This is a genomic window from Acidovorax sp. 56, from assembly GCF_002749705.1.
In the GTDB taxonomy this organism is placed as follows: Bacteria; Pseudomonadota; Gammaproteobacteria; order Burkholderiales; family Burkholderiaceae_C; genus Acidovorax.
Map to the genome: position 1 here is coordinate 1,391,178 of NZ_PEEV01000001.1, position 18,725 is coordinate 1,409,902.

Sequence of the window (18,725 nt, forward strand, 5' to 3'; positions counted from 1 at the left end):
GGCGCTCGCGATGTTTGAACAACTTGGACTGATTGGCTGTGGCCTCATGGGCGGGTCCTTTGCGCTGGCGCTGAAAAAGGCGGGTCTGGTCAAAAGGGTCGTGGGCTACAGCAAGTCCCCCTCCACCACCGATCGCGCACGCCAGATGGGCGTCATCGATGTCGAAGCGCCCTCGGCCTTGCTGGCAGTGGCTGGGGCAGACATTGTTTTGGTGGCGGTTCCCGTGTCTGCCACCGAAGCCACCCTCAAGGCCATCAAGCACTTGGTCACCCCCCAAATGCTGGTGATGGATGTGGGCTCCACCAAGGCCGATGTGGTGCAGGCCGCGCGCCGTGCGCTGCGTGACCAGGTGGGCTCTTTCGTGCCCGCGCACCCCATCACCGGGCGCGAAGTGGCCGGCGTAGAGCATGCAGATGCAGAGCTGTACTACGGCCGCCAGGTCATTTTGACCCCTACAGAGCGCACCCTCACTGCACAGCTGTTGCAAGCGCAAGAGGTGTGGCAAGCCATTGGCTGCCGCGTGAGCAGCATGTCGCCTGAATCGCATGACACCGCCTTCGCCGCCGTCAGCCATCTACCCCATCTGCTGGCGTTTGCCATGATGAACAGCCTGACCGGGCAGCCCGAAGGCGACGAGTTTCTGTCACTGGCAGGCCCTGGGTTCCGCGACTTCACCCGCATCGCCGCTGGCGAGCCCAAGATGTGGCGCGACATCATGCTGGCCAACCGTGAAGAGTTGCTGGCGCAATCCAAGGTCTTTCAACAAGCCCTGGCGCAGCTTGAGCAAGCCATTGCCAACGGCAACTCACAGGCCCTGGAAGACATGCTGACCCTTGCCAGCGAAACCCGTGCCCACTGGCGCATGGGCGCCCAACGCACCTCCAAACCACGCTAAATGTTCACTACCGCCTTCCTGGACCTCCCCGCTCTCGACGCTGCTGGGGGTGAAGTTCTCTTGCCGGGCTCCAAGAGCATCTCCAACCGGGTGCTGTTGCTGGCGGCCTTGAGCCTGGGCACCACCACCGTGCATGACCTGCTGGCGTCAGACGACACACGCGTGATGCTCGACGGCCTGCGCAAGATTGGCTGCGAGGTGGTGGAAGCAGGAAGCACCGTGCACATCACGGGCTTGGGCGGCCGCAAGCCAGTTTCGCCCACAGCCCTGTTCATGGGCAATGCAGGCACGGCCATGCGCCCGCTCACCGCAGCCTTGGCCCTGCTGGGTGGCGAGTTTGAACTCTCGGGCGTGCCCCGCATGCACGAGCGCCCCATTGGCGACCTGGTGGACGCCTTGCGCCAGCTCGGCTGCCAGATCGACTACCTCGGCAACCCGGGCTACCCCCCGCTGCGCATCGCCCACGCCCAAGGGGTGCCAGCCCTGGCGCTGCACCACCCCATCCAGGTGCGCGGCGATGTCTCCAGCCAGTTCCTCACCGCGCTGCTCATGGCACTGCCCCTGGTGGCCACCACCCAGGCGGTGCACATCGAGGTTGTGGGGGAGCTGATCTCCAAGCCCTACATCGCCATCACCCTGCAGTTGCTGGCGCAGTTTGGCATCCACGTCAGCCACGACAACTGGCAGCGTTTCACCATTCCAGCGGGTAGCCGCTACCAGTCGCCCGGCAGCATCCACGTCGAGGCGGACGCATCTTCCGCTAGCTATTTCATAGCGCTTGGAACAATAGCGACTAGCGCTACTGGCCAAAAAGATGCCAAATCCGGCATCAAGATACAAGGCGTGGGCCTCGACTCGATCCAGGGCGATATTCGCTTTGTCGAAGCGGCCCAGGCCATGGGTGCACAGGTCACCGGCGGCCCCAACTGGCTGCAAGTGCAGCGCGGCACCTGGCCCCTCAAAGCCATTGACCTGGACTGCAACCACATCCCCGACGCGGCCATGACACTGGCCGTGATGGCCCTCTATGCCGAAGGCACCACCACCTTGCGCAACATTGCCAGCTGGCGTGTGAAGGAAACCGACCGCATCGCCGCCATGGCCACCGAGCTGCGCAAGCTCGGCGCCACGGTGGAGGAAGGTGCGGACTACATCCGCGTGACGCCTCCCGCCCAGTCCGCTGACTGGAAAGCCGCCAGCATCCACACCTACGACGACCACCGGGTGGCGATGTGCTTCTCGCTGGCCGCCTTCAATCCCGCCAAGTTGCCGGTGCGCATTGAAGACCCCAAGTGCGTGGCCAAGACCTTCCCAGAGTATTTCGAGGCCTTCTTGGGCACCACCACGCTGCCCACGGCGCGCATCCCGGTGATCTGCATCGACGGCCCCACGGCCTCTGGCAAAGGCACCGTGGCCGCCGAACTGGCCCGCTGCCTGGGCTACGGCTTCCTCGACTCCGGCGCCATGTATCGCATCACGGCCTATGCCGCGTTGCAAGCAGGCCTACACATTGATGCTGCGCATGAAGCGCAGATTGCCCAACTGGCCCAAACCCTGCCCGTGCGCTTTGACAACGGCCATGTGCTGCTGGGCACTGAAGATGTCACCGAAGCCATTCGCACCGAAGAAGCGGGCATGAACGCATCCCGCGTGTCCGCCTTGCCTGCGGTGCGCGCAGCCTTGATTGACCTGCAGCACAGTTTTCAGCGCCTGCCCGGCCTGGTGGCCGATGGGCGCGACATGGGCACCGTGATCTTCCCAGGCGCCCCTTTGAAGGTGTTTTTGACGGCCAGCGCGGCCTGCCGCGCAGAGCGTCGCCATAAACAGTTGATTTCAAAGGGTTTTCAGGCTAATATCGACGACCTCCGTGCAGATTTGGAAGCGCGCGACGCCCGGGACAGCTCCCGCAGCGTGGCACCTCTCAAGCCCGCACAGGATGCTCTGGTGCTGGACAACTCCTCTTTGACGATTGAACAAGCCGTCGAACAGGTACTTGCCTGGTGGCTGGAGCGTCAACCTTTTGCAGCCTCTGCACAGGGTTGATTCGGCAAAGCCGCAAGGCGTTGCCACAGGCCCATGCCGCCCCTCTCGCGCGCCAGCGCACCGGTGGCCTGGATCTTTAACCTAACCGCGGTCACACCGCAAAAAACCACCGCAAGCAGCTATAAAAACAGTAGCAATGGTGCTACTGGAATCCTGTTTGTGGCAAGGAAACACATGTCCGAATCTTTTGCCGCCCTTTTTGAAGAATCCTTGCAGCGTACGGAAATGCGCCCAGGCGAAGTCATCACCGCTGAAGTCGTGCGCGTTGAGCACAACTTTGTGGTCGTGAACGCTGGCCTCAAGTCCGAAGCCTACGTGCCGCTGGAAGAGTTCAAGAACGACAAGGGCGAAGTTGAAGTCCAAGTCGGTGACTTCGTTTCGGTGGCCATCGGCTCCATCGAAAACGGTTACGGCGACACCATCCTGTCGCGTGACACCGCCAAGCGTCTGGCTTCCTGGATGAGCCTGGAAAAGGCCCTGGAATCCGGCGAATTCGTCACTGGCACGACCAGCGGCAAGGTCAAGGGCGGCCTGACTGTCCTGGTCAACGGCATCCGCGCATTCCTGCCCGGTTCGCTGATCGATACACGTCCGATCAAGGATCTGACGCCGTACGAAAACAAGACCATGGAATTCAAGGTCATCAAGCTGGACCGCAAGCGCAACAACGTGGTGCTGAGCCGCCGCGCTGTGGTGGAAGCCTCCATGGGCGAAGAGCGCGCCAAGCTGATGGAAACCCTGAAGGAAGGCTCCATCGTTCAAGGCGTGGTCAAGAACATCACCGAATACGGTGCGTTCGTGGATCTGGGCGGTATCGACGGCCTGCTGCACATCACCGACATGGCATGGCGCCGTGTGCGTCACCCTTCCGAAGTGGTGACCGCTGGCCAAGAAATCACCGCCAAGATCCTGAAGTTCGACACCGAAAAGAACCGTGTCTCGCTGGGTCTGAAGCAAATGGGCGACGACCCATGGATGGGCGTGAACCGCCGCTACCCACAATCGACCCGCCTGTTCGGCAAGATCACGAACATTGCCGACTACGGCGCGTTCGTCGAACTCGAACCCGGCATCGAAGGCCTGGTGCACGTGTCTGAAATGGACTGGACCAACAAGAACATCGCTCCCGCCAAGCTGGTTTCGCTGGGCGACGAAGTCGAAGTCATGGTTCTGGAAATCGACGAAGACAAGCGCCGCATCAGCCTGGGCATGAAGCAATGCAAGGCCAACCCATGGCAAGAATTCGCCCAGGACACCAAGCGCGGCGACCGCGTCAAGGGTCCTATCAAGTCGATCACCGACTTCGGCGTGTTCGTGGGCCTGGCTGCCGGCATCGACGGCCTGGTGCACCTGTCCGACCTGTCGTGGAACGAAACCGGCGAAGCCGCTGTTCGTAACTACAAGAAGGGCCAAGAAGTCGAAGCCATCGTGTTGGCTGTGGACGTGGACCGCGAACGCATCTCCCTGGGCATCAAGCAGCTCGACGGCGACCCATTCACGACCTTCGTGACCGTGAACGACAAGGGCCAGACGGTGACCGGCAAGGTCAAGACCGTGGACGCCCGTGGCGCTGAAATCGACCTCGGCGAAGACATCGTGGGCTACCTGCGCGCTTCGGAAATCTCCCGCGACCGCGTGGAAGATGCCCGCAACGTGCTCAAGGAAGGCGACGAAGTCACTGCTGTGGTGGTCAATGTGGATCGCAAGACCCGCAACATCCAGCTGTCGATCAAGCAAAAGGACATGGTTGACCAACAAGAAGCCATGCAAAGCCTGTCGCAGCAATCGGCCCGCGAAAGCGCCGGCACGACCAGCCTGGGCGCCCTGCTGCGCGCCAAGCTGGACAACTCGGAAAAGTAAAACTGCGCTGACCGGGTAACCGGTCGGATGGCACCGGGCGCATGAGCGCCCGTTGCACAGGAGATTGTTGAATGTCTCTGTGCAGCGGGTCACTTATGCGCCCGTTCTTATTCCACCAGCACTTGTTTCACACGCACTTGCACTACGCACATGCCACAAGACTCCATGACCCGATCTGACCTTGTTGAAGAACTGGCCGCCCGCTTTGGCCAGCTCACCCACAAGGACGCCGAATACGCCGTCAAAACCATTCTGGACGCGGTGGGCGATGCCTTGGTCAAAGGACACCGCATTGAGATTCGGGGTTTTGGCAGTTTCTCGGTCAACCACCGTCCCCCGCGCATGGGCCGCAACCCGCGCAGCGGCGAAGCCGTTCACATTCCTGAAAAGCGCGTGCCCCATTTCAAGCCAGGCAAGGCACTGCGAGAAGCGGTAGACCAACGCACAGAGGCCGCAGAAGCATTGCCCGAAGCACCTGTACGCCGAGTGGGCTAAGCCCGAACGGCACACCGTGCCCACACCCGGCACAGGCTACAGCGCCTCAGGCACATCAAAATTGATAGCTGCTTGCGCTTATATATCAAGCGCTAGAGCCTATTTTTGCTGAATATTCAGCGCCCAACGTGCCCGACTGCGCACCGTTGCCCAAACAGACACACCTCAGAGCACCCGGCGAAAACCCCTCGGGCAAGCTCTTAGAATCGCCCCACCACCGGGGACACCATGAAATACCTCCTGTGGCTGCTCAAGGCAGCCATTTTCTTTACCCTGTTTGCGTTTGCGCTGAACAACCAGCAAGACGCCACGGTCCATTTCTTTTTTGGCACGCAGTGGCGTGCCCCACTGGTGCTGGTGGTGCTCACGGCCTTTGCCGCAGGCTTGGCAACCGGCGTGCTGGGCATGGTGCCGCGCTGGTGGCGGCACCGCAACATCGCCTTGAAGGCCCAAGCCCAGCAGGCAGCGGCAACCCCGTCACCCACACAAGCCACGGCCCCTGCAGCCACTGCATCCGCTTCCACCCCTAACGACTACCCGCCTGTCCATGGAATTTGATGTCACCTGGATGCTGCTGGGCCTGCCAGTGGCCTTTGTCTTGGGCTGGCTGGCATCGCGCTTTGACTTGCGCCAGCTGCGCGCCGAAAACCGCCGCGCCCCCAAGGCTTACTTCAAGGGACTGAACTTTCTGCTCAACGAGCAGCAAGACCAGGCCATCGACGCCTTCATCGAGGCCGTGCAGAACGACCCCGACACCTCGGAGCTGCACTTTGCCCTGGGCAACCTGTTTCGCCGCCGGGGCGAGTACGACCGCGCCGTGCGCGTGCACGAGCACCTGCTCTCGCGCGGCGACTTGATTGCCGCCGACCGTGAACGGGCCCAACACGCCCTGGCACTCGACTTTTTGAAAGCCGGGCTGCTGGACCGCGCCGAAGACGCACTGAACCGGCTGGAAGGCACACCGTTTGAAGCCCAGGCCCGTCTGGCGCTGCTGGCCATTTACGAGCGTTCACGCGACTGGCCACATGCCGCCAGCATTGCCCGCAAGATGCACGAAGCCGACCAGGGCGACTTCAGCACGCGCCAGGCCCACTACCTGTGCGAGCAGGCCTTGGCCCTGAGCGCCCAAGGCGACCGCCCCGGCGCCCAGGCGCTGCTGGAGCAAGCCATTGCCGCTGCACCCGATGCCGCCCGCCCCCGGGTGGAAATGGCCCGCCTGTTGCAGCTCATGGGCCAGCCCCATGCCGTGCTCGACACCTTGCAAACGCTGGGCGAGCGCACACCGGCCGCCCTGCCCCTGGCCGCCCCGCTGATGGTGGAAGCAGGCAACGCCACCGCACGCCAGGCCGAGGTGCACCAACGCCTGCTGGCGCACTACGCGCAAGCCCCCAGCCTGGACGTGCTCGAAAGCATCGTGGCCATGGAAACGGCCGACGAGGCCACCCAAAGCACGGCACGCCAACGCTACGTGCAGCACCTGGACAAAGAGCGATCGCTGGTGGCTGCCGCCAAGTGGCTGGCCGGTGAAAAGCTGGAGCATGACGAGTTCCACCCCCAGATCCAGCGTGCGCTGGACCACGCAGTGAAGCCCCTTACGCGCTACCGCTGCGCGGCCTGTGGCTTTGAAGCGCGCCAGCATTTTTGGCAGTGCCCCGGCTGCCAGACCTGGGACAGTTACCCAGCGCGGCGCGTGGAAGAACTCTGACCGCCCAGCAACCTGCCCTCAAGCTGAGCCAAGCCATCCAGGAGCCACCATGCTGAAGAAACTGCTGATCTCCATCGCCCTGCTTTTTGCATCGGCAGCGTTTGCGGCGGTCGATGTGAACCAGGCCTCCGAGGCCGAGCTCAACGGCATCCACGGCATTGGCCCCGGATTGTCAGAGCGCATCCTGGCAGAGCGCGACAAGGGCGAGTTCAAAGACTGGGCCGACCTGATTGGGCGCGTGAAAGGCATTGGCGAAAAAACCGCCACCAAGTTCTCTTCGGGCGGCATGACGGTGCAGGGCAAGCGATTCAATGCCACAGCCTGGGCCAGAGCACAGGCCAAGGCAAAAGCCAAAGCAGACGGCAGCAGCCATGGTGCCGCCCGTTCCAAACAGGCAGAAGGCACCCCTCCCAGCCAGCCACCAAGCCCCAGCATGCCGCCCAAGCCTTGACCCAGGCGGCGGCCCGCACGCCGAGAAGGCAGAGTGGGGCTCGCCCCATATTCGCCCATGGATGGGCGCTGGCAGGTGTGCCAGGCGCTGTTCCGCCTCCCCAAAAAGCCCAAGCCCACACCGCCCTTTTGCACAGGTGCGCCCATGCACCTCCTAGAATGGGCCGGGCATGCCCCTGATCACACTCTTACTCCTTCCCTTTCTGGGTAGCCTGCTGGCGGCAGTGCTGCCCGCCAACGCACGCAACACCGAGTCCACCCTGGCAGGCCTGATCGCCGTGTTTTGCACCGTGCAGGCCGCACTGTATTTCCCGGACATCGCCCATGGCGGCGTGCTGCACCAAAGCATCGAATGGATACCGCAGCTGGGGCTGAACCTGGTGCTGCGCATGGACGGCTTTGCGTGGATGTTCTGCATGCTGGTGCTGGGCGTGGGCAGCCTGGTGGTGCTGTATGCGCGCTACTACATGTCAGCGGCCGACCCGGTACCCCGCTTCTTCTCATTCTTTCTCGCCTTCATGGGGGCCATGGTGGGCGTGGTGCTGTCGGGCAACCTCGTCCAGATCGCCCTGTTCTGGGAGCTGACCAGCCTGTTCTCGTTTTTGCTGATTGGCTACTGGCACCACCGCAAAGATGCGCGGCGCGGAGCGCGCATGGCGCTCACGGTGACGGGCACCGGCGGGCTGTGCATGCTGGCGGGCATGCTGGTGCTGGGGCACATCGTGGGCAGCTACGAGCTGGACCAGGTGCTGGCCTCGGCCGCCCAAGTCCAGGCGCACCCGCTGTACCTCACGGCGCTGGTGCTGATTCTCTTGGGCGCCCTCACCAAGAGCGCGCAGTTCCCCTTCCACTTCTGGCTGCCGCACGCCATGGCGGCCCCCACGCCGGTGTCGGCCTACCTGCACTCGGCCACCATGGTGAAGGCCGGGGTGTTTCTGCTGGCCCGGCTGTGGCCCGTGCTCAGCGGCACCGAGCCCTGGTTCTGGCTGGTGGGCGGGGCCGGGCTGTGCACGCTGCTGGTGGGGGGCTATGCCGCCATGTTCCAGCACGATCTCAAGGGGCTGCTGGCCTACTCGACCACCTCGCACCTGGGCCTCATCACGCTGCTGCTGGGCCTCAACAGCCCGCTGGCCGCCGTGGCCGCCGTGTTCCACATCATGAACCACGCCACCTTCAAGGCATCGCTCTTCATGGCGGCCGGCATTGTGGACCATGAAAGCGGCACGCGCGACATCCGCCGCCTGTCGGGCCTGCGGCGCATGATGCCCATCACCGCCACGCTGGCCATGGTGGCCAGTGCAGCCATGGCCGGTGTGCCGCTGCTCAATGGTTTCCTGTCCAAGGAAATGTTCTTTGCCGAAGCCGTGCTGGTCGACGCCACCCCCTGGCTGCAGTGGCTGCTGCCCATCGCCGCCACCGTGGCGGGCATGTTCAGCGTGGCGTACTCCCTGCGCTTCACGGTGGATGTGTTCTGGGGCCCCCGCGCCACCGATCTGCCCCGGACCCCGCACGAGCCCCCGCACTGGATGCGCGTGCCGGTGGAGCTGCTGGTGCTGGCCTGCGTGGTGGTGGGCACCTTGCCCGCTTGGTCGGTGGGCGCCTATCTGGCGGCTGCAGCCCGGCCTGTGGTGGGCGGTGAGCTGCCCGAGTACAGCCTGGCCATCTGGCACGGGGTCAACATGCCGCTCATCATGAGCCTGGTGGCCCTGGGCGGGGGCATCGCGCTGTACCTGCTGCTGCGCCAACAGCGCACGCGCGGCACCATCGACGCACCACCGCTGATGCACCGCCTGAACGGCCAACGCCTGTTTGAAGCCGCCCTGGCCCGCGCCAGCATGGCGGGCCGCGCAGGCAAGCGCCTGCTGGGCACGCGCCGGCTGCAATGGCAAATGCTGTGGCTGGTGTTGGCCGCCCTGGTGGCCAGCACCTGGCCCCTGTGGCTGCGCGGCTTGCACATTGGCGAGCGTGCGGGCCTGCCCCTGTCGCCCATTTTTGCCCTGCTGTGGGCCATCGGCGGGGTGTGCGCCCTGGCGGCCGCCTGGCAGGCCAAATACCACCGCCTGGCCGCACTCACGCTGCTGGGCGCTGCAGGGCTGTGCGTGTGCATTACCTTCCTGTGGTTCTCTGCGCCCGACCTCGCCCTCACCCAGATCGTGGTGGAGGTGGTGACCACCATCCTCATCCTGCTGGGCCTGCGCTGGCTGCCCAAGCGGGACGAGAGCCTGCGCGTGCCCACCCTGGCGCAAGAGCGCCGCACCCAGCTGCGCCGCTGGCGCGACCTGAGCGTGGCAGTGATCGCCGGGGGCGGCATGGCCGTGCTTTCGCTGGCCATGATGAGCCGCCCCTTCCCCGAAAGCACCTCGACCTTCTTCCTGGAACGCGCGCTGACCGAAGGCGGCGGCACCAACGTGGTCAACGTGATGCTGGTGGACTTCCGGGGCTTTGACACCTTTGGCGAGATTGTGGTGCTGGGCATCGTGGCCCTCACGGTGTATGCGCTGCTGCGGCGCTTTCGCCCTGCGCGCGAGGTGATGGACCTGCCCCCGCAGCAACGCGCACTGCCCCCAGACGTGGCCACCGACCTGGCCAACCCACGCCAGACGGTGGACACCGCCATCGGCTACCTCACCGTGCCCGCCGTGCTGGTGCGGCTGCTGCTGCCATTTGCCACCATGGTGGCCGTGTACCTCTTCATGCGCGGGCACAACGAGCCCGGCGGCGGCTTTGTGGCGGGGCTGGTGTTCTCGGTGGCACTGCTGCTGCAATACATCGTCTCGGGCACCACCTGGGTCGAGGCGCACTTGCCCCTGTACCCGCGCCGCTGGATCGGTCTGGGCATGCTGGCTGCGCTGGCCACCGGCCTGGGTTCGCTGTGGTTTGGCTACCCCTTCCTCACCAGCCACACAGCGCATTTGCACCTGCCGGTGGTGGGTGAGCTGCACATCGCCAGCGCCCTGTTTTTCGACATCGGCGTGTTCACCCTGGTCGTCGGCTCCACCTTGCTGATCCTCACGGCCATTGCCCACCAGTCGGTGCGCAGCCACCGCTTTCATGCCCGCGCAGCCGACGACGATGCCGCGCAGCCCCCCACCCCATCCCCCACAACCCACCAAGGAGACCGCTGATGGAAATGGTTCTGGCCTTGGCCATCGGCGTGCTCACCGGCTCCGGCGTGTGGCTGCTGCTGCGCCCGCGCACCTTCCAGGTCATCATGGGCCTGTCGCTGCTGTCGTATGCCGTCAATCTGTTCATCTTCAGCATGGGCCGCCTAGGCCTGTCGATCGACAAGGAACCCGTGCTGCAACCCGGCCTGCCGCAAGACCTGGCCCACTATGCCGACCCCATGCCCCAGGCTCTCACCCTCACCGCCATCGTCATCGGCTTTGCCATGACGGCGCTGTTCCTGGTGGTGCTGCTGGCATCGCGCGGCATGGCAGGCACCGACCATGTGGACGGCGCCCACGCTAAGGACGCGCCTGACTGGCAAGACTCGCACCAGGAGCTGCCATGAACACCATCACCACCTGGGTGGCGGCGCAGTGGATGCCGCACCTCATCCTCGCCCCCATCGTGCTGCCCCTGCTCACCGCCGGGCTCATGCTGCTGCTGCGCGAAGAGCAGCAGCGCACCAAGATCCTGTTGAACGTGGGCTCCACCCTGCTGGGGCTGGTGATTGCCATCTTGCTGCTGTCACAAGCCAAGCAACCCGGCATGCCAGGCACCCTGGGCATCTACCTGCCCGGCAACTGGCCCGCGCCCTTTGGCATCGTGCTGGCGCTCGACAGGCTCTCGGCCATGATGCTGGTGCTGTGCAGCACCGTGGGCCTGGCTGCGGCGCTGTACGCCAGTGCCCGCTGGCACCGGGCCGGGGTGCACTTTCACCCGCTGTTTCAGTTCCAGCTCATGGGACTGGCCGGGGCCTTCCTCACGGCCGATCTGTTCAACCTGTTTGTGTTCTTCGAGATCATGCTGGCCGCCTCCTACGGGCTGCTGCTGCACGGCTCGGGGCGCCCGCGCGTGGCCTCCGGCCTGCACTACATCGCCATCAACCTGGCCGCGTCGTCGCTGTTCCTGATTGGCGTGTCCATGCTCTACGGCATCACCGGCACGCTCAACATGGCCGACCTGGCGCGCAGCATGGCCGGTGTGGCCGACAGCGACCGTGGCCTGCTGCACGCAGCCTGCGCCATCCTGGGCGTGGCCTTCCTTATCAAGGCCGCCGTGTGGCCGCTCAATTTCTGGCTGGTGCCCGCCTACAGTGCCGCCACGGCCCCGGTGGGCGCTCTGTTTGCGCTCATGACCAAAGTGGGGGTGTACGTGATCTTGCGGCTGTGGACCCTGCTGTTCAGCCCGGACGCAGGGGCCTCGGCCCAGTTTGGCAGCGCCTGGCTGGTGGGCGGCGGCATGGTCACGCTGGTGTTTGCCGCCATCGGCATGCTGGGCTCACAGCGCCTGGGGCACCTGGCGGGCTTCAGCGCCATCGTGTCATCGGGCACGCTGCTGGCGGCGGTGGGCCTGGGCCAAAGCCCGCTCACCGGCGGCTTGTTGTACTACCTGCTCAGCTCCACCCTGGCCGTGAGTGCCCTGTTCTTGCTGACCGACCTGATCGACCGCTGGCGCAACGACGGCTACAGCCTCGCCCCCTACGAGCGCACGGACGATGCCCCCTTCCTCTCGGCCGACCTTGTGCCCAGTGAGGGGCTGAACCTGGACGACAAGGAGGAAGCCCTGATCGGCGAGGTAATTCCCGCAGCGGCCGCGTTCTTGGGGCTGGCGTTCATCGCCTGCACGCTCGTCATTGCGGGCCTGCCCCCCCTGCCCGGGTTCGTGGGCAAATTCGCCATGATCCATGCGCTGCTGAACCCCCTGGGGCTGGGGGCAGGCTTACCCACAACGGCGGGGGCGCTCACCTGGGTCATCGTGGCGTTGATGGTGGGCTCGGGCCTGCTAGCGCTGGTGGCGCTGACACGGGTCGGCATCCTGCACTTCTGGGCCGCCCATGACCGCGCCGCCCCCAAGCTGCTGGTGCTGGAGGGCCTGCCCGTGGCCGCGCTGCTGGTGGTGTGCGGTGCACTGGCCTGGCAGGCGGGTGCCGTGCTGCGCTACACCCAGGCCACGGCCGACGCCCTGCACACCCCGGCGGGCTACATCCAGGCCGTCATGTCGGCCCAGCCCAAGCCCAACCCGGCCCCTGCCCAAAAAGCCGCACCGGCCAGCGCTGGGCGCCAAGGTTCAGTGCCAGGGGGCCAGCCATGAAGCACTGGCTCCACAAACTGCTCCCTGCCCCACTGCTGTCCCTGGCGCTGCTGGGCATGTGGTTGCTGCTCAACCGCTCGCTCAGCGCCGGGCATGTGTTACTGGGCGGCCTGCTGGCGCTGGCCATCCCGGTGCTTACCGCAGGCCTGCGGCCCACGCCCGTGCGCATTCGCCGCCCTGGGGCCGTGCTGCGGCTCATGCTCACGGTGATGGCCGACACCGTGCAATCCAACCTGGCCGTCGCCCGGCTGCTGCTGGCGCCCGGGCGGCGTCGCCACCCGGCCGGGTTTGTGCGCATTCCACTGGAGCTGCGCGACCCCAACGCCCTGGCCGCCCTGGCCATGATCGTGTGCATCACCCCTGGCACCGCCTGGGCCGAGCTGGCGCTGGACCGCAGTGCCCTGCTGCTGCATGTGCTGGAGCTGGACGACGCCGCTGCCATCACCGCCCACATCCAACAGCGCTACGAACGCCCCCTGATGGAGATTTTTGAATGAACCCCGTGCTGCAATGGGCCCTGCCAGTGGCCCTCATCATGCTGGTGCTGGCCATGGGCTGCGCACTGGCCCGCGTGCTCAAAGGCCCCTCGGCGCAAGACCGGGTGCTGGCGCTCGATTGCATGGCGCTGAACGGCATGCTGCTGATGCTGGTGCTGGGCCTGCACTACAGCAGCAAAAACTACTTTGAGGCCGCCCTGCTGCTGGCGGTGTTGAGCTTTGTGGGCGCCATGGCCATGGCCAAGTTTCTGCTGCGCGGCGAGGTGATCGAATGAACGCCCACGCCCTGCCGCTGTGGCTGGAGGTGCTGGTGGCCGCGCTGGTGCTGCTGGGCGCGGGGCTGGCCTTGCTGGGCTCGCTGGGGCTGCTGCGGCTGCCCACGTTTTTTGAGCGCGTGCACACGCCCTCCATCATTGCCACCATGGGCTGCTGGTGCATCGTGCACGGCACGGTGCTGTACTTCTCGGTGGACGATGGCGAGCTGGCCCTGCACGCCATCCTGATCGCCGTGTTTGTGGCCATCACCGTGCCGGTGACCACCATCTTCCTGATGCGTGCGGCCCTGTTCAGGGCGCGCCAGGCTGGCAAGAACGTGCCCCCCAGCCTGAGCGCCCCGCCTGGCAGCCCCAAGAAAAGCGCTTGAGGCCGAGGCCCTCGGGCAATTGCTATCAATTCAATAGCTTCTAGCGCTTTATTGGCAAGCGCTAGCAGCCATTTTCATCAAGAGCGGCTAACACAACCCAGCGAAGCGGCCCTGGCTAGGCGTTCCGTCGCAGGCAGTACAAGGGTACGACCAGACGGGACAACGACGCCAGGGGCGTTGTGTGAGCCGCTCCAAAATCACCGAGGCGTGCCAAAGCCGCCGCCACCCGGCGTGTGGACTTCAAACACATCGCCCGGCTGCATCTGCACCTGGCCGATGTGGTCGAGCAGCTCCACCCGGCCATCGCTGCGCACCACCTTGTTGATGCCCACAGCCCCCGGCTGGCCGCCCGCCATGCCAAACGCGCCATGGTGGCGGCCGTTGGACAGAATGCTGGCCGTCATAGGTTCCAAAAAGCGCACACGGCGAATGCCACCATCGCCGCCCTTGTACTGCCCGGCGCCGCCCGAGCCCTTGCGGATCTCGTAGCCCTCCAGCCGCACCGGGAAGCGGAACTCCAGCACCTCGGGGTCCGTCAGGCGCGAGTTGGTCATGTGGCATTGCACGACGCTGGTGCCTGCAAAACCGCCAGTGAGCTGCCCGCTGGCATCCCACACGCCACCCGCGCCGCTGCCGCCCGAGATGGTCTCGTAGTACTGGTAGCGCGTGCTGCCAAACGTGAAGTTGTTCATGGTGCACTGCCCCGCCGCCATCAGGCCCAAGGCGCCATACAGCGCATTGGTGATGCAGGTCGAAGTCTCCACATTGCCCGCCACCACCGAGGCTGGCGGGTTGGGGTTGAGCATGCTGCCCGGCGGAATGATCACGTTGAGCGGCTTGAGGCACCCGGCATTGAGAGGAATGTCATCATGAACCAGCGTGCGGAACACATACAGCACCGCCGCCATGCACACCGCCGTGGGCGCGTTGAAGTTGTTCGTCTGCTGCGCGCTGGTGCCGGTGAAATCGATGGTGGCGCTGCGGCTCGCTGCATCCACCTTCACGGCCACGCTGATCTGCGCGCCGTTGTCCAGCGGCAGCGTGAACGCACCATCCTTCAGGCGCGTGATGACGCGGCGCACGGACTCTTCGGCGTTGTCCTGCACATGGCGCATGTAAGCCTGCACCACATCGAGGCCAAACTCGGCCACCATGCGGCGCAGCTCCTGCTGGCCTTTTTCGTTGGCGGCGATCTGCGCCCGCAGGTCGGCCATGTTCTGCTGGGGGTTGCGGCTCGGGTACTCGCCGCTTTGCAGCAGCGCAATCATCTCCGCCTCGCGCAGCACGCCGCGCTCGACCAGCTTCACGTTGTTGATCTGCACGCCCTCTTCCTCGATGCGCGTGGAGAACGGAGGCATGGATCCCGGCGTAACTCCCCCCACATCCGCATGGTGCCCTCGGCTGCCCACATAGAACGTGGGCGCGGCCTCGTCGGCAAGGTAGACCGGCGTGATCACCGTGATGTCTGGCAGGTGCGTGCCACCGTGGTACGGGTCGTTGAGCACGAACACATCGCCCGGCTGCATCTTGCCGGTGTTCTCGCGGATCACGGTCTTGATGCTCTCACCCATCGAGCCCAGGTGCACGGGCATGTGCGGAGCGTTGGCAATCAGATTGCCCTGGGCATCGAACAGCGCGCAGCTGAAGTCCAGGCGCTCCTTGATGTTCACCGAGTACGCCGTGTTCTGCAGCTGCAGCCCCATCTGCTCGGCAATGTTCATGAACAGGTTGTTAAACACCTCCAGCAGCACCGGGTCCACCGTGGTGCCCACGGCATGCTGCACGGCGCGCGCCACGCGGCGCGTTAGCAGCAGGTGGTCCAGGTCGGTCAGCGCGGCCTCCCAGCCGGGCTCCACGATGGTGGTGGCGTTCTTCTCGGCAATGATGGCCGGGCCGGGGATCACGTCGCCAGGGTGCAAATCCTCGCGCACCACCAGGGCGGCGTCGTGCCAGGCTGCAATGCCATCCACGCCACCGGTGTACATGCGCACGGCGCTGCGGCGCGGCACCTCGCGCGCGGGCTGCAGTGCGTGGCGCGGCTCCACGGGCGCGTCGCCGGGCACCACGGCCTCGACCGACACAGCCTCTACCACCAGCCCCTTGCCTTGCATCAAAAAGGCGAAACGCTGGCGGTACGCCTGTTCAAACGCTGCCGTGATCTCGGCCAAGGAACCCAGCGGCACGATGAGTGCCGAGTCACTGCCCTCATACCGCACATGCACCCGCCGGTGCACCACAGCCGTGCCACTGCCCGACTGCTGGCGCTCCAGCTCGGTGCGGGCGGTGGTGGCCAGTTGCTCCAGCGTGGCCTCAATGCCTGCCAGCGCCTCGGGTACGAGCTTGGTTTCCACGGCCTGTTCGCGGATCACGTTCTGGTCGGCCAGGCCCATGCCGTAGGCACTAAGCACACCCGCCAGCGGGTGCACAAACACGCGTGTCATGCCCAGGGCATCGGCCACCAAACAAGCATGCTGGCCGCCCGCGCCGCCAAAGCACTGCAGCGTGTAGCGCGTCACGTCGTAGCCGCGTGCCACGCTGATCTTCTTGATGGCGTTGGCCATCTGCTGCACAGCGATCTGGATAAAGCCGTGGGCCACATCCTCGGCCTTGCGCCCGGTCTGCGTGGCAAGGCCGTCAAACTTCTGCGCCACGGCATCGCCGTCCAGCGCCTCATTGGCGCCGTGGCCAAACACCTGTGGGAAATGCGCGGGCTGGATCTTGCCCACCATCACGTTCGCATCCGTCACGGCCAGCGGGCCGCCCCGGCGGTAGCTGGCGGGGCCGGGGTTGGCGCCCGCGCTTTCGGGGCCGACGCGGAAGCGTGCGCCGTCAAAACCGAGGATGGAGCCGCCACCGGCCGCGACGGTGTGGATGCTCATCATTGGGGCGCGCATGCGCACGCCCGCCACCTGGGTCTCGAACTCGCGCTCGAACTCGCCTGCGTAGTGACTCACGTCGGTGCTGGTGCCCCCCATGTCGAAGCCGATGACCTTGTCATGGCCCGCGAGCCCGGCGGTGCGGGCCATGCCGACGATGCCGCCTGCAGGGCCCGAGAGGATCGCGTCCTTGCCCTGGAACACCTGCGCATCGGTGAGGCCACCCGACGATTGCATGAAGAACAGCTTCACGCCCGGCATCTCGCTCGCCACCTGGTCCACATAGCGGCGCAGGATGGGCGACAGGTACGCATCCACCACCGTGGTGTCACCCCGGCTCACCAGCTTCATCATGGGGCTGGTGGCGTGCGATGCGCTCACCTGCGTAAAGCCGATTTCGCGCGCGATGCGGGCTGCAGCCTCTTCGTGTGCGGCGTAGCGGTAGCCGTGCATGAACACGATGGCCGCGCTGCGCAGGCCCGCGTCGTAGGCGGCCCACAGGCGTTCCTTCAGGTGGGCTTCGTCCAGCGGCTCGATCACTTCGCCCTGAGCACCCATGCGCTCCTGCGCCTCGATCACGCGCTCGTACAACAACTCGGGCAGCACGATGCGCCGGTCAAACAAACGGGGGCGGTTCTGGTAGGCGATGCGCAGCGCATCCTTGAAGCCCTTGGTGGTGATGAGCAGCGTGGGCTCGCCCTTGCGCTCCAAGAGCGCGTTGGTGGCCACGGTGGTGCCCATCTTCACGCACTCCACCAGCTCGGGCGTCACCGCCTCGCCGGGCTTCAAACCCAGCAGGTGGCGAATGCCCGCCACAGCGGCGTCCTTGTATTGCTCGGGGTTCTCGGACAGCAGCTTGTGCGTGACCAGCGTGAACGATCCATCCGGGTTGGGGCGTCGGCCCACCACGTCGGTGAAGGTGCCGCCACGGTCGATCCAGAACTGCCAGCGCAAAGGCATCAAGGGTGCAGAAGACGACATGCTCAGGGTGCCTGTGTGTAGAAGGGAACAAACAAGCGCGTGGCGTCGTTGCCCACGGTGCGCACCCACTCGCGCGAAAATTTTTCACCAAAGCGGTTGATGTCTTTGCTCAGCTCGGGCGAGATGCGGTCAATCGTCATGCCGTGGCTGCGCAGCTCGTTCACCGACGCCCGCAGTGCCGCCTCGCTCAAGGCCCAGCCGCGCTCTTCGGCGGCCTTTGCGGCCTCCAGCACGGCCTTGCGCGTGGCGGGCGACAGAGCATCCAGCGCCTTCTTCTGCACAAACACCAGGTTCTTCGGAATCCAGGCGTTGAGCTCGTAGTAGTACTTGGTGTGCGTCCAGATCTGGCTTTCCACGCCCGTGAGCGACGAGGTGATCATGGAGTCAATCTGCCCGGACGCCAGGGCCTTGGGGATGTCTGCCGTGGGCACATCCACCGCTTGCGCACCCAACAGCTCGGCAATGCGCACCGTGGTGGCGTTGTAGGTGCGCATTTTCAGGCCCTGAAAATCTGCCTTGGTGCGCACAGGCTTCACAGTAAACAGCCCCTGCGGAGGCCAAGGCACGGCATACAGCGGCACCACGCCCTTTTCATCGATCAGGTGCTTTTCAAGCAAGGGGGATTGGTACTGCCACAGGCGATGGGCGTCTTTGTAGGAGGACACGATGAAAGGCACCGAGTCAGCCCCCGCCAACGGCACATCCTTGACCATGGCCGACATCAGCATCTCACCCGCCTCGGCCTTGCCCGACTGCACCGCACCCAGGATTTCTGGCAGCTTGACCAGGCTGTTGTTGGGGTGCACCGCAATCTTCAAATCCCCTGCCGTGGCTTTCTCCACATCGCGCGCAAACTGCTCAATGTTCTGCGTGTGCAGCGTCTCTGGCTTGTAGCCCGTGGCCAGCTTCCACTGGGTCGCAGCCCTCGCATCCCCCACACCCACGCCCATCACACCCACAGCCCCCAGGGCACCCATCACCGTACCCAGCATCTCACGTCGTTGCATCCCATAGCTCCCAATTA

General features: G+C 65.1%; 15 protein-coding genes. 13 read left to right on the plus strand and 2 right to left on the minus strand.

Annotated elements, in window-relative coordinates; genetic code table 11:
• The first annotated feature begins 10 nt into the window (after positions 1-10).
• The 13 genes from CLU88_RS06065 (at position 11) to mnhG (ending at position 13,844) form a co-directional block, all read left to right on the plus strand.
• Positions 11-895, plus strand: a complete 885-nt coding sequence (locus CLU88_RS06065) for a prephenate dehydrogenase/arogenate dehydrogenase family protein (RefSeq protein ID WP_099655821.1) — start codon at positions 11-13, stop codon at positions 893-895.
• Positions 896-2,938, plus strand: coding sequence for a bifunctional 3-phosphoshikimate 1-carboxyvinyltransferase/cytidylate kinase (locus CLU88_RS06070; protein ID WP_099655822.1), 2,043 nt, complete (start codon positions 896-898; stop codon positions 2,936-2,938).
• A gap of 33 nt (positions 2,939-2,971) precedes the next feature.
• Entirely contained in the window at positions 2,972-4,798 is a 1,827-nt protein-coding gene (gene rpsA, locus CLU88_RS06075) for a 30S ribosomal protein S1 (protein WP_255408839.1), read from the plus strand.
• Positions 4,799-4,963: 165 nt separating this feature from the next.
• Positions 4,964-5,293, plus strand: a complete 330-nt coding sequence (locus CLU88_RS06080) for an integration host factor subunit beta (protein WP_099658683.1) — start codon at positions 4,964-4,966, stop codon at positions 5,291-5,293.
• 228 nt (positions 5,294-5,521) lie between these two features.
• Positions 5,522-5,851: a lipopolysaccharide assembly LapA domain-containing protein gene (locus CLU88_RS06085; RefSeq protein WP_099655824.1), complete on the plus strand. Its 330-nt coding sequence runs from the start codon at positions 5,522-5,524 to the stop codon at positions 5,849-5,851.
• The gene (gene lapB / locus CLU88_RS06090; protein WP_099655825.1) at positions 5,841-6,998 is read left to right on the plus strand and encodes a lipopolysaccharide assembly protein LapB; all 1,158 of its coding nucleotides are present in this window, start codon (positions 5,841-5,843) and stop codon (positions 6,996-6,998) included. Before CLU88_RS06085 ends, lapB begins: the two co-directional genes overlap by 11 nt.
• 49 nt (positions 6,999-7,047) lie before the next feature.
• Positions 7,048-7,449: a helix-hairpin-helix domain-containing protein gene (locus CLU88_RS06095; RefSeq protein ID WP_099655826.1), complete on the plus strand. Its 402-nt coding sequence runs from the start codon at positions 7,048-7,050 to the stop codon at positions 7,447-7,449.
• 169 nt (positions 7,450-7,618) lie between these two features.
• Entirely contained in the window at positions 7,619-10,573 is a 2,955-nt protein-coding gene (locus tag CLU88_RS06100; RefSeq protein ID WP_099655827.1) for a monovalent cation/H+ antiporter subunit A, read from the plus strand.
• The gene (locus CLU88_RS06105) at positions 10,573-10,959 is read left to right on the plus strand and encodes a Na+/H+ antiporter subunit C (RefSeq protein ID WP_099655828.1); all 387 of its coding nucleotides are present in this window, start codon (positions 10,573-10,575) and stop codon (positions 10,957-10,959) included. Before CLU88_RS06100 ends, CLU88_RS06105 begins: the two co-directional genes overlap by 1 nt.
• The gene (locus CLU88_RS06110) at positions 10,956-12,704 is read left to right on the plus strand and encodes a monovalent cation/H+ antiporter subunit D (protein ID WP_099655829.1); all 1,749 of its coding nucleotides are present in this window, start codon (positions 10,956-10,958) and stop codon (positions 12,702-12,704) included. Before CLU88_RS06105 ends, CLU88_RS06110 begins: the two co-directional genes overlap by 4 nt.
• Positions 12,701-13,201 (plus strand): Na+/H+ antiporter subunit E, encoded by a 501-nt coding sequence (locus CLU88_RS06115; RefSeq protein WP_099655830.1) that lies wholly within the window; start codon positions 12,701-12,703, stop codon positions 13,199-13,201. The genes CLU88_RS06110 and CLU88_RS06115 overlap by 4 nt, the downstream gene beginning before the upstream one ends.
• A complete protein-coding gene (locus CLU88_RS06120) occupies positions 13,198-13,476 on the plus strand; it encodes a K+/H+ antiporter subunit F (protein WP_099655831.1) in 279 nt (92 codons plus the stop codon). Before CLU88_RS06115 ends, CLU88_RS06120 begins: the two co-directional genes overlap by 4 nt.
• Positions 13,473-13,844 (plus strand): monovalent cation/H(+) antiporter subunit G, encoded by a 372-nt coding sequence (gene mnhG, locus CLU88_RS06125; RefSeq protein WP_099655832.1) that lies wholly within the window; start codon positions 13,473-13,475, stop codon positions 13,842-13,844. Before CLU88_RS06120 ends, mnhG begins: the two co-directional genes overlap by 4 nt.
• Positions 13,845-14,041: 197 nt before the next feature.
• Here the strand turns inward: mnhG and CLU88_RS06130 are convergent, their stop codons facing one another.
• Together CLU88_RS06130 and CLU88_RS06135 are read right to left on the minus strand one after the other, a co-directional pair.
• Positions 14,042-17,701 (minus strand): hydantoinase B/oxoprolinase family protein, encoded by a 3,660-nt coding sequence (locus tag CLU88_RS06130; protein WP_099655833.1) that lies wholly within the window; start codon positions 17,699-17,701, stop codon positions 14,042-14,044.
• Between the two features lie 2 nt (positions 17,702-17,703).
• Positions 17,704-18,708: a TRAP transporter substrate-binding protein gene (locus CLU88_RS06135; RefSeq protein ID WP_233205385.1), complete on the minus strand. Its 1,005-nt coding sequence runs from the start codon at positions 18,706-18,708 to the stop codon at positions 17,704-17,706.
• Between the last annotated feature and the right edge of the window lie 17 nt (positions 18,709-18,725).